8 protein-coding genes, 1 rRNA gene and 1 pseudogene are annotated in these 11305 nt (G+C 39.4%); 1 reads left to right on the top strand and 9 read right to left on the bottom strand.

The annotated features are described in order from the left end of the window. The 9 genes and pseudogenes from AC1DVK_RS13755 to dnaA all read right to left on the bottom strand — a co-directional run. Nucleotides 1-156 (bottom strand): 16S ribosomal RNA (locus AC1DVK_RS13755); the annotation flags it as partial. Nucleotides 157-542: 386 nt separating this feature from the next. Beyond that, nucleotides 543-725 (bottom strand): annotated as a pseudogene (locus AC1DVK_RS13750) (HD domain-containing phosphohydrolase); the annotation flags it as partial. A gap of 250 nt (nt 726-975) precedes the next feature. Further along, on the bottom strand, nt 976-3522 hold the full coding sequence (gene gyrA, locus AC1DVK_RS13745; protein ID WP_477626696.1) for a DNA gyrase subunit A: 2547 nt from the start codon (nt 3520-3522) through the stop codon (nt 976-978). Between the two features lie 97 nt (nt 3523-3619). Then, complete coding sequence (gene gyrB, locus AC1DVK_RS13740) at nt 3620-5545, bottom strand: DNA topoisomerase (ATP-hydrolyzing) subunit B (protein ID WP_061465924.1); 1926 nt, start codon at nt 5543-5545, stop codon at nt 3620-3622. Between the two features lie 79 nt (nt 5546-5624). Then, nucleotides 5625-5888 carry an extracellular matrix regulator RemB gene (gene remB / locus AC1DVK_RS13735; RefSeq protein ID WP_477626695.1) on the bottom strand — a complete coding sequence of 88 codons (264 nt, stop codon included), beginning with the start codon at nt 5886-5888 and terminating at the stop codon, nt 5625-5627. Between the two features lie 12 nt (nt 5889-5900). Further along, nucleotides 5901-7019 carry a DNA replication/repair protein RecF gene (gene recF / locus AC1DVK_RS13730; protein ID WP_061440300.1) on the bottom strand — a complete coding sequence of 373 codons (1119 nt, stop codon included), beginning with the start codon at nt 7017-7019 and terminating at the stop codon, nt 5901-5903. A 21-nt stretch (nt 7020-7040) separates the two neighbouring features. Further along, a complete protein-coding gene (gene yaaA / locus AC1DVK_RS13725; RefSeq protein WP_061440299.1) occupies nt 7041-7253 on the bottom strand; it encodes a S4 domain-containing protein YaaA in 213 nt (70 codons plus the stop codon). 218 nt (nt 7254-7471) lie between these two features. Then, nucleotides 7472-8608: a DNA polymerase III subunit beta gene (dnaN, locus tag AC1DVK_RS13720; protein ID WP_061440298.1), complete on the bottom strand. Its 1137-nt coding sequence runs from the start codon at nt 8606-8608 to the stop codon at nt 7472-7474. Between the two features lie 192 nt (nt 8609-8800). Then, nucleotides 8801-10150 carry a chromosomal replication initiator protein DnaA gene (gene dnaA, locus AC1DVK_RS13715; protein WP_061440297.1) on the bottom strand — a complete coding sequence of 450 codons (1350 nt, stop codon included), beginning with the start codon at nt 10148-10150 and terminating at the stop codon, nt 8801-8803. Between the two features lie 942 nt (nt 10151-11092). Here dnaA and rpmH point away from each other — a divergent pair. Then, nucleotides 11093-11227, top strand: coding sequence for a 50S ribosomal protein L34 (gene rpmH, locus AC1DVK_RS13710; protein WP_034316183.1), 135 nt, complete (start codon nt 11093-11095; stop codon nt 11225-11227). Nucleotides 11228-11305 lie beyond the last annotated feature (78 nt).

The following is an 11305-nucleotide window of genomic DNA, read 5'->3' as shown; positions in this document are numbered from 1 at the left end:
CCCGAAGTTATCCCAGTCTTATAGGCAGGTTGCCCACGTGTTACTCACCCGTCCGCCGCTAATCTCAGGGAGCAAGCTCCCATCGATTCGCTCGACTTGCATGTATTAGGCACGCCGCCAGCGTTCGTCCTGAGCCAGGATCAAACTCTCCGAAGAAATGTTTGACTTGCTCATTTGCTTTTTGATAGTGTGTGCTCACTTAAAATTTAACGTTGGCGCTTTGTTTTGTTCAGTTTTCAAAGAGCAATTTCGTTGTCGTTCGCTTAGAAACGACTTTAATAATATATCAACTATATTATTTTTTGTCAACAACTTTTTTTTATTTCGATGTCGACTTAGTTATTATATCCAGTATCAGAAATAAAAGCAAGAGTTATTTTAAAATAAATAATATATATGAATCCCTTGATAATAAAAAATTGGTGATTCCCCTAGAAGCTTATCTTTTTAAGAGTAAACTTTTTTCTTATCAGTATAGTATTTCTTCTATATATCCTTTTTGGAATTCATGGCGTGAAAGACTTCTGCAACAACAATAATCTTTAAAATAAGTTCATGAACTTTGTTTTCCACCTTTCGGGATAACCCGTTCCATCTAACCTTCTGTGTTGCTCTAGAACGGCTACCTTCACACTATCCTTAATGATGAAACTATCTTTTATCATCTTATAGCTAAAAATAGGACGATTGTGAATCTCCTCATGATCCTCGGCAGTTAGACTTTCCGTTTTATTTAATAATCTTGGTCACTAGCAAAATATTTCACTTCGATAGTTTTGATGAGTATCATACTACTTGAAAAACATGGCGATTATATTCAATTTATTTTATTAGCCGTTTTACTCTTTGATACTCGAAAACCTTAAGTCTTTCACTCATATTCAAACACTTGATATTCACATTTTGAAAAATCAGCTAATACGCAAATAAAAAAGACCCAGCTTAGATTGCCTGGGTCTCTTGGTTATGGAAGAATTATTCTTCCGTATCCTTTTCAGTTTCTTTATTTTCTTCGATTAGAGTAGGTTCAGAATCAGAATCCGTATCTATTGTTGGCTCCTGTTCCGCATCTATTTCTTCTTCTTCTTCTCTTCCAACGATGGCTACCGTCGAAACATATTCATTGTCTGCTGATTCAAGTCGGATGAGTTTAACACCCTGTGTATTACGGCCCGTTTTAGAAATGCCTTCGACTTCCATTCGGATCAATACACCAGCTGCTGTAATCAGCATTAAATCCTCATCTATACCTGTAACTGTTTTAACAGCAATAAGTTCACCATTTTTCTCAGTGACATTACATGTTTTGATCCCTTTGCCACCACGGCTTTGAATCCGGTATTCTTCCGCAGATGTCCGTTTTCCATAACCGTTTTTCGTAACGATCAGGACCTCTTCATCATCTTCAAGAATTTCCATACCGACCACTTCATCGTTCGACCTTAAGGAAATCCCTTTCACTCCCGCTGCAGTACGTCCCATTGTCCGTACATCCGTCTCAGGGAAACGAATCATCATCCCGGCTTTCGTTCCAATTATGATCTGTTTGTCTCCATTCGTAAGACGCACTGAAATCAATTCATCATCTTCACGCAAACCTAGAGCAATTAAACCGTTATTACGGATATTTGCAAAAGACGACAAAGGAGTACGCTTTGATATCCCATGTCTGGTCGTGAAGAATAAATACCAATCATCGGCAAATTCCTTCACAGGTATGATTGCATTGACCCACTCGCCTTTATCGACTTCCAACAAGTTGATAAGCGGCAATCCTTTTGCCGTCCTACCATACTCAGGTATTTCATATCCTTTGGAACGATATACTTTACCTTTGTTAGTGAAGAATAATAGAGTGTCATGAGTCGAAGTGGTTAACAAGTGACCGACAAAGTCATCTGTATTCGTTCCCATGCCCTGTATTCCACGACCCCCGCGTTTTTGACTGCGGTACGTGGTTGCAGGCAAGCGTTTAATGTAACCGTTATGGGTAAGTGTCACGATTATATTTTCCTCTGGGATTAGATCCTCATCTTCCAGGCTTTCAAAGCCGGCTAATGTGATTTCGGTTCTCCGTATATCATTAAAGCGTTCTTTAATTTCAAGAAGCTCTTCACGAATAATTTCAAGAACCTTTTCCTCATCAGCAAGAATGGCTTTATATTCTGCAATTATAGCCATTAATGCCTGGTATTCATCTTCAATTTTTTCACGTTCCAGACCAGTCAAACGCTGTAAACGCATATCAAGGATAGCCTGCGCCTGTTTTTCGGAAAGTGAAAATTGTGTCATTAAGCCTTCACGGGCAATTTCTGTCGTTTGGGAACCACGGATTAACGAAATGACCGCATCCAAATTATCAAGTGCTATACGCAAACCTTCTAAAATATGGGCACGGGCTTCAGCTTTCCGTAATTCAAATTCCGTCCTGCGCCTAATGACCACCTGTTGGTGCTCTAAGTAGTAGTGCAGGCATTGTTTTAAATTCAGCACCTTAGGCTGGCCGTCCACCAAAGCAAGCAGATTGATTCCGAAGGTGGTCTGCATCGCGGTATGCTTATAAAGATTGTTTAAAAGGACATTTGCATTAACATCCTTTCGAAGCTCCATGACAATACGCATGCCATTGCGATCCGATTCATCCCGTAAATCAGTAATGCCTTCGATTTTCTTATCTCGAGCAAGTTCTGCAATTTTTTCAATCAATCTTGCTTTATTTACTTGATAAGGGATTTCTTTAACAAGGATTACCTGTTTACCATTGGGCTTTTCTTCAATCTCGACTCTCGCCCGTTGGATGATTGACCCTTTTCCAGTTTCATAGGCCTTCCTAATTCCGCTTCGTCCTAAAATTAAACCGGCTGTCGGGAAATCCGGACCAGGGATATATTCCATCAACTCTGGAATTGTAATTTCAGGATTCTTGCTCAAAGCCAATACGCCGTCAATTACTTCACCTAGTTGATGTGGTGGAATATTGGTTGCCATCCCTACTGCTATACCTGATGAACCATTCACTAACAAGTTCGGGAAACGGGCTGGCATAACGGCTGGTTCTCTTTCTGAACCATCGTAGTTATCCTGGAAATTAACCGTATCTTTATTTAAATCGCGAAGTAATTCCATCGAGATCTTCGACATTCTTGCTTCTGTATACCTCATTGCGGCAGCTTGGTCTCCATCGACCGAACCGAAATTCCCGTGACCATCGACAAGCATATAGCGATAATTAAACGGCTGCGCCATCCGTACCATCGTTTCATATACGGCAGAATCACCATGCGGGTGATATTTACCGATTACTTCCCCTACAATACGGGCTGATTTTTTAAATGGTTTATCCGAAGTCATTCCAAGATCATTCATTGCATAGAGAATTCTTCGGTGTACCGGTTTTAAACCGTCCCTTACATCAGGCAAAGCCCGAGACACGATTACGCTCATCGCGTAATCCAAAAAAGATGTCCGCATCTCGGTACTTATATTTATTTCTTTTACACCTGATCTTTCATTTTCTGACATGGAGCCAACCTCCTATAAAAAGCTTATACTCTCATTTAGTTTTAACTGTACGTGCACTATGTAAAGAACAGGATGTAAAAAGCATCCTGTCAAAAAATCAGATATCGAGATTTTTTACATAAATTGCATTTTCTTCAATGAAGTTACGTCGCGGTTCCACCTTGTCGCCCATCAACATTTCGAAAGTCTCATCTGCCTCGGCAGCATCTTTCAAACTGACTTGAAGCAGCGTTCTCGTATCAGGGTTCATGGTCGTTTCCCATAATTGCTCTGGATTCATTTCCCCCAGCCCTTTATAGCGCTGCAGGTTAGGCTTTGGAGTACTTGGCATACTAGCCATGATTTCTTCAAGCTGGCGATCATTATAGGCATAATCCACTTTTTTCCCTTGCTGAATTTTGAAAAGTGGCGGCTGAGCAATATATATATATCCATACTCGATAATTTTTCTCATATAACGGTAGAAAAATGTCAACATCAGCGTTCTGATATGGGCACCATCTACATCCGCATCGGTCATGATAACAATTTTATGGTATCTGGCCTTTTCAATATTGAATTCATCACCAATGCCTGTTCCAAGTGCTGTGATGATCGTGCCTATTTCTTCATTATGCAGGATTCTGTCCAATCGCGCTTTTTCAACATTCAGGATTTTACCCCTTAACGGTAAAATAGCTTGGAAATGACGGTCCCGTCCCTGTTTAGCCGAGCCTCCCGCCGAGTTTCCTTCAACGATATACAATTCGCTGATAGCCGGGTCTTTAGATGAACAATCCGCCAATTTCCCCGGTAGATTGGATACTTCCAAAGCACTTTTCCTTCGTGTCAATTCACGGGCCTTCTTGGCTGCCATACGTGCTCTTGCTGCCATCAGCCCTTTATCTATAATTTTTCTGGCCACTGCAGGATTTTCGTATAAGAAGGAATCAAGCCTTTCCGAAAGAATGGAATCAGTAACCGTCCTTACTTCAGAATTTCCCAGTTTGGTTTTCGTCTGTCCTTCAAATTGCGGTTCAGGATGCTTAATCGAAATGATTGCCGTTAGACCTTCCCGGACATCTTCACCGGAGAAATTGGAATCGGCTTCTTTTAAAAGGCCATTTTTCCGTGCATAATCATTGATGACACGGGTTAAAGCGGTCTTGAATCCTGATTCATGTGTACCGCCTTCATAGGTATGAATATTATTGGCAAAAGAAAAGACATTACTGATGTAGCTGTCATTATATTGCAAGGCTAATTCAACGGAGATTCCATCCCTTTCGCCTTCCATGAATATCGGTTCCTCATGCAAAACCTCTTTTGAGCGGTTCAAATGCTCGACATAAGACTTGATACCACCCTCATAGTGGTATTCCCTGATTTTCTCTTCTTCTCCACGTTTATCTTCAATGATTAATTTCAAGCCTTTATTCAGGAACGCAAGCTCACGGATACGTGTGGCTAATGTATCGAAATCATATTCCAAGGATTCCGTGAAGATTTCACCATCAGGAATGAAGTGAACAGTCGTGCCGGTATGATCGGTTTCCCCGATGATTTTCAAATCTTCTCTAGGGACCCCTCGGTTAAATTGCTGATAATGGATTTTACCTTCACGATGAACGTAAACTTCCAATACCGTGGACAAGGCATTAACTACTGAAGCTCCCACACCATGCAGACCACCGGAGACCTTATAACCTCCGCCGCCAAATTTACCGCCCGCATGAAGGACCGTCATGATAACTTCCACAGCTGGCCGTCCCATTTTTTCATGGATACCGACTGGAATCCCCCGTCCATTATCGACTACGGTTATGCTATTGTCTTCTTCGATCGTCACTTTGATTTCAGTACAGAAACCAGCTAGTGCCTCATCAATACTATTATCGACAATTTCCCAAACAAGATGGTGAAGTCCTTTTGCAGAGGTAGTACCGATATACATCCCCGGACGTTTACGAACTGCTTCTAAGCCTTCTAAAACCTGTATCTGATTCTCATCGTATGCCTGAGCTTGTACTTCTTTTTGTTCCATTGTCATTCGTATCACCTACACTTTTCTTTTGGCATTTATCAAATTTTCCAGGAGTGATTATAACGTTTTTAGCTACAATTCAAAGAATATCTATATCATCGATTAAGAGCGATGGCTGCAGTGAACGCTTTTTTAAAGTGGACGACGCAAGCGGTGAATAATAGACCTGTTTATCCGTCACTACAATCGATTTAACCGAGTTTTTTTCTAAATGGTAAGTTACATCAGACTTTTTCTCCAAAAATTCACTCATGATTGGAGAGGCCTGGAGCAGCTTCTTATCTAAAATGGCTATGACATCGTCCGTATTCACAAGAATGTCTTCACCAATATGGAGATACATACATTCACCTCATCATTTAACCTTTTTAATACTTCCTTGACTAACATAAAAGGTGGACGCTTCTCTTAGGGTTTGATGATCGATTCCATCAACGGAGGGTGTCGTCACAAATGTTTGCACTTTCCCTTGTATCGTATTCAGTAAATGAGATTGACGGAAATCGTCAAGTTCCGATAACACATCATCCAATAATAAAATGGGATACTCGCCTATTTCTTCATGGATCAGTTCAATTTCGGCAAGTTTCAAGGACAGGGCAGTTGTACGTTGTTGTCCTTGTGAACCATAAGTCTGGACATCACGGTCATTCACAAAAAAAACCAGGTCGTCACGATGAGGACCTACCAGTGTTACACCCCGTTCAATTTCCCTTGTTTTTATTTTATCAAATTTTTCTGTGTATACTTCTATCATTTTCGTCAAATCCATAGATTCTGATACATCAAGCGACGGTTTATATTGGATTTTCAATACTTCTAGGTTTCTGGAGATCCCCGAATGAATCGGCTCTGCCCATTGCTGGAGCTTTAAAAGAAACTCGTATCTTCTTTCGACAATTTTCGCTGCATACTGAATAAATTGGTCAGTCAGCACGTCAAGCATCGTCGTATCCGTTTGTTTCCGGGTCTGCAGAAGCTTTAAGTAATGATTTCTTTGTTGAAGTATTTTATGATATTGGCTCATATCATGAAGGTATACGGGAGAAACCTGGCCAATTTCCATATCTATAAAACGGCGTCTGACTAGAGGACTTCCCTTCACAAGGTTAAGATCCTCAGGCGCAAACATGACCACATTCATATTTCCGACATATTGACTCAACTTTCTTTGTTCAATATGGTTGCACTTCGCCTTTTTCCCTTTTTTTGAAATGGTCAGCTCAAGTGGTATTGAGGTATTTCTCTTTCTAACTCTACCTTCTATTTTAGCATACTCTTCATCCCAGCGAATAAGTTCTTTATCATTTGAGGTCCGATGGGATTTTGCCATTGCTAAAACGAAAATAGATTCCATGACATTTGTTTTTCCTTGAGCATTTTCGCCGAGGATTACATTGACTTTATTTTCAAAAGCCAGATTCAGTTCGGTATAGTTGCGGTAATTTCTCAAACTTATATTTTCAATATACATATTCCGCTCTTCCCTTATGTTTTAGCTTGTAATTGTGTAGACGCCAAATCCAGGAATCTCTATTTTATCACCTGATCTTAATTTCCTGCCTCTTCTCACGTCTAGTTCGCCATTAATGTAAACCTCGTATTCACTTAAGAACCATTTCGACATTCCTCCGCTTTGGATCAAATCAGCCAATTTCAAGAATTGTCCAAGCGTAATATATTCTGTGCTTATTTTTATGGAGTCCATTATGCCTCACTCATTTCTAAGTAGTCTTTAATATTTCATTTTACTAAATAAATGCCATTAAGACAAAGTATAGCTTTTTCAGCTCTTATTTTTAGCAGTCTTGAGTTCCGTTCAGTATTAAAAAAATGTTAAAAAACCTTTTGGAACCTATGTTTAAATATAAAAAAATTAAAGACCTGCTTAACAAGCCTTTAATTTTTTTGAAATATTATTTTAGATTAATAAGTCCTTACCGGAAGGATTAATTGGAGCATGGAATCATCATGTAGTGGACGAATGACAAATGGACGCATTGCACCGGTGAAATTAATTTTGATATCGGAACCTTCCAATGCCTTTAAAGCATCCATTACAAATTTGGCACTGAATGAGATTTTCAGATCTTCACCTTCAATGGCTTCTGCCTGAACCTCCTCGATTACTTTACCAATTTCAGGTGTATTGGAAGAGACTTCGATTATCCGTCCTTCAAGGGTTGTCAATTTGACGACATTATTTCTTCCTTCCCTTGCAAGTAAAGATGCCCTGTCAATAGCTTGGAGAAAATCCTTTGTATGAACAGTCACATCCGTTTTGCTATCCGATGGAATCAATCGTGAAGTATCGGGATAGTTCCCTTCAAGCAATCTAGAGAAGAATAATAAATTTTCAGCTTTGAAAAGTACTTGGTTTTCGGTAATGACGATTTCAATGAGTTCGTTAGTATCATCAAGGATTTTACTCAACTCATTCAAGCTTTTACCTGGGATTACAACGCTATAGGTCCCTGTAATTTTATTTTCTATTTTGGCGGTTCTCATTGCCAGCCTATGACTGTCTGTTGCAATACAGGTCAATTCATCATCTTGAACCTTTAAGTTTACACCTGTTAAGATGGGGCGTGTTTCTGACGTGGACACTGCAAAACCCGTTTGGCGAATAAGGGTCTTTAAAAGGTCCGTCGGAAGTTTGAAAATATTTTCTTCTTCAATGATTGGAAGATGTGGATATTCTTCGGGATCCAGTCCATTTAAATTAAATTCGGCTTTACCTGAGCGGATAATCGTTTGAAAGTTGTTTTCCACTTCAATTTCTACAGTATCCATCGGCAGCTTTTTGACAATTTCACTGAAAAAACGGGCATTCAGGACAATACCGCCGCTACTTTTCACTTCAACAATCTCATCTCCGTCAACTTCAGCTGGAATGAATGATTGAATGGAGATATCTGAATCACTTCCTGTTAAAGTGACACCCTCACTAGTAACGCTTATTTTTATCCCCGTTAGAATTGGAATCGTCGTTCTTGATGTGACTGCCTTCATTACTTCTTGGACACTATGAACTAATCGATCTCTTTGGATTATAAATCTCATGTTTCATCCTCCAATTTATTATTGCCAAATAGGCATATTTATTAATAATTTTTATTAAAAAAGATAGTAGTAATAGTAGTAGGGCCTGTTGATATGTGGATAAGTCCAATTAACCTAAGGAAAAACAGTCTATCCACTTGTGGACAGACTGTGTGTAAGTAGTCGTCAGTTATACACATTATCCAGAATTGATTATACCCTCAGCTGATCCTGGATTTCCTTAACCTGACGTTGTAGCTGGGTGTCGGTTTGCATGAGTTTAGAAATTTTTTCATGCGCATGGATGACGGTCGTATGATCGCGACCTCCGAATTCATCTCCAATCTTAGGCAGGGATGAATCCGTTAACTCCCTGGAAAGATACATGGCAATCTGTCTTGGAAAGGCTACGGATTTAGTCCGTTTTTTCGCCTTGAAATCCTCCAATTTCACACTATAATGCTCACCAACCGTTTTTTGGATTTCTAAGATGGTGATTATTTTAGGTTTGGAGCTTGGGATGATGTCTTTTAATGCTTCGGCTGCTAAATCGGCATTAATATCCTTATTAATTAATGAAGAATAAGCGACAACGCGAATGAGTGCACCCTCAAGCTCACGAATATTGGAATCGATTTGGTTGGCAATATAGAGCATGACTTCATTCGGGATATCAAGACCCTCAGCTTTTGCCTTTTTACGCAATATAGCAATCCGCGTTTCTAGATCAGGAGGTGTGATATCGGTGATCAAACCCCACTCAAACCTGGAGCGGAGACGATCCTCAAGTGTAGGGATCTCTTTTGGTGGACGGTCACTCGAGATGACGATCTGTTTGCTTTCTTCATGCAACGCATTGAATGTATGAAAAAACTCTTCTTGGGTTTGTTCTTTTCCTGCAAGAAATTGAATATCATCAATTAATAAAACATCTACGCTTCGGTATCTATCACGGAATTCCCCTGCTTTATTATCCCGGATTGAGTTGATGAATTCATTCGTGAATTTTTCAGATGATAAATAAACGACCTTAGCATTAGGATTATGCTCAAGAACATAATGCCCGATTGCATGCATTAAATGGGTTTTCCCTAGGCCTACGCCTCCGTATATAAATAATGGATTATAGGCTTTGGCAGGTGCTTCTGCGACAGCGAGAGACGCGGCATGGGCAAAACGATTGCCGGAGCCGATGACAAATGTATCGAAGGTGTTTTTCGCATTCAGCATATGCTGTGGAAATGCAGCATGGTCTTTATCCTGTTTTTTTATCTTTTTAGGTTGAACAGGAACGGTAAAATCATCATCTTCTTGATTTGGGGGAATGATGAATTTTGCTTCCAATTCCTCACCGGTAAGTTCAAACAATACATCAGAAATAAGATGGGAATAGCGTTCTTCAAGCCAATCCCTGGCAAATTCATTGGGGGCGGTGACTGTTAATGTATCACCTTGCAGTAAATAAGCCTTGGTTGATTTAAGCCAAGTTTCAAAGCTTGGTTTACTGATTTTTTTTTCGATTTTTCCGAGCGCCTGGTTCCAGAGGCTATCGATGTTATCCAAACTTATCCCTCCTTTGCAAAATATTTTATTAATAGAATCTTAAATGTATAGGCACAAATAAACTCATCGATTGCCGTCTCTATATAAATTTTGACAGCAAAGGTTCGGTGAGCTGTAAGGGATTTGTGTGTTGTAATGTTAATTCCCTATAACTATATCTAGCGCTGTACAACCTTTGTACAGACTACATCTGGTAACCAGGTGTAGGTTTGGATTTTTATTCATCAACAGGTATTTTGAAAAATATATAATAAGAAAGAAAAAGGGTTTTCGACAATATCCACCATCTGTGGACATATTAATATACACAGGTCGAATAAACTATCCACATGTTATACACAGTCTGTGGATAACCGATACCTGTTGATAAAGTTATTCAGAGTGAAAACACAAATATAATATCAGAAATTCAGGCGTCTTGCAATGGGTTAGAAAACTTTATCCACAACTTACCGAGCCTGTGGGAAAAACTTTTCCACAGGCGATTGTTATGTGCAAAAGTCTATGAAAAGGGTTGTGGATAGAAAAAAACATGTCGAATTTTATCCACAGACCATAATTATAGGCTCGGATTAATTTGATTTATTTTGGATGAATCAAGTTGTTCTCCCGGAAAACCGTGAAAAAACCGAATGGAACATTAAAAGATGATTTAGGTTAATTCTTAATTATTTGTCGAATGCCATGTCGATCAGGAAGATACCTTGGGAATTTAATTTATGTGTTCATGGAAAAATTGATGGAAATTCCCCTCTCCCCAAAAATTTCTATATCAGTTCGGAGCAAAATCATTTACAATAGGCTAGGTAGTAAAAAAAGGCCCACTGGACATTGAGCATTAAAAAGAAATATTTTTATGGATGAGGTTGACAAGTAGAAACCTCCATCTATATAATTGTAAAGACTGTCTTTAACTGTTATTCCTCAGGGAGGTGTCATATAATGAAAAGAACTTATCAACCGAATAACCGCAAACATAGTAAAGTTCACGGTTTCCGTGCACGTATGAGCACGAAAAACGGACGTAGAGTAATCGCTGCACGTCGCCGTAAGGGCAGAAAAGTATTATCTGCATAGACCACTGAAAAGTCTCAGTGGTCTTTTTTCGCAAAATAAGGGATTTACTGAGACTCAATTCATGTAATGAAGGTGTAA

Source organism: Peribacillus sp. P4_B1 (genome assembly GCF_056402395.1).
This window is presented reverse-complemented; position numbering and strand designations above follow the sequence as displayed.

Excerpts from the sequence above, each read along its gene's own strand:
- gyrA (WP_477626696.1), bottom strand. The coding sequence starts at position 3,522 with ATGTCAGAAAATGAAAGATCAGGTGTAAAAGAAATAAATATAAGTACC.
- gyrB (WP_061465924.1), bottom strand. The coding sequence starts at position 5,545 with ATGGAACAAAAAGAAGTACAAGCTCAGGCATACGATGAGAATCAGATA.
- remB (WP_477626695.1), bottom strand. The coding sequence starts at position 5,888 with ATGTATCTCCATATTGGTGAAGACATTCTTGTGAATACGGACGATGTC.
- recF (WP_061440300.1), bottom strand. The coding sequence starts at position 7,019 with ATGTATATTGAAAATATAAGTTTGAGAAATTACCGCAACTATACCGAA.
- yaaA (WP_061440299.1), bottom strand. The coding sequence starts at position 7,253 with ATGGACTCCATAAAAATAAGCACAGAATATATTACGCTTGGACAATTC.
- dnaN (WP_061440298.1), bottom strand. The coding sequence starts at position 8,608 with ATGAGATTTATAATCCAAAGAGATCGATTAGTTCATAGTGTCCAAGAA.
- rpmH (WP_034316183.1), top strand. The coding sequence starts at position 11,093 with ATGAAAAGAACTTATCAACCGAATAACCGCAAACATAGTAAAGTTCAC.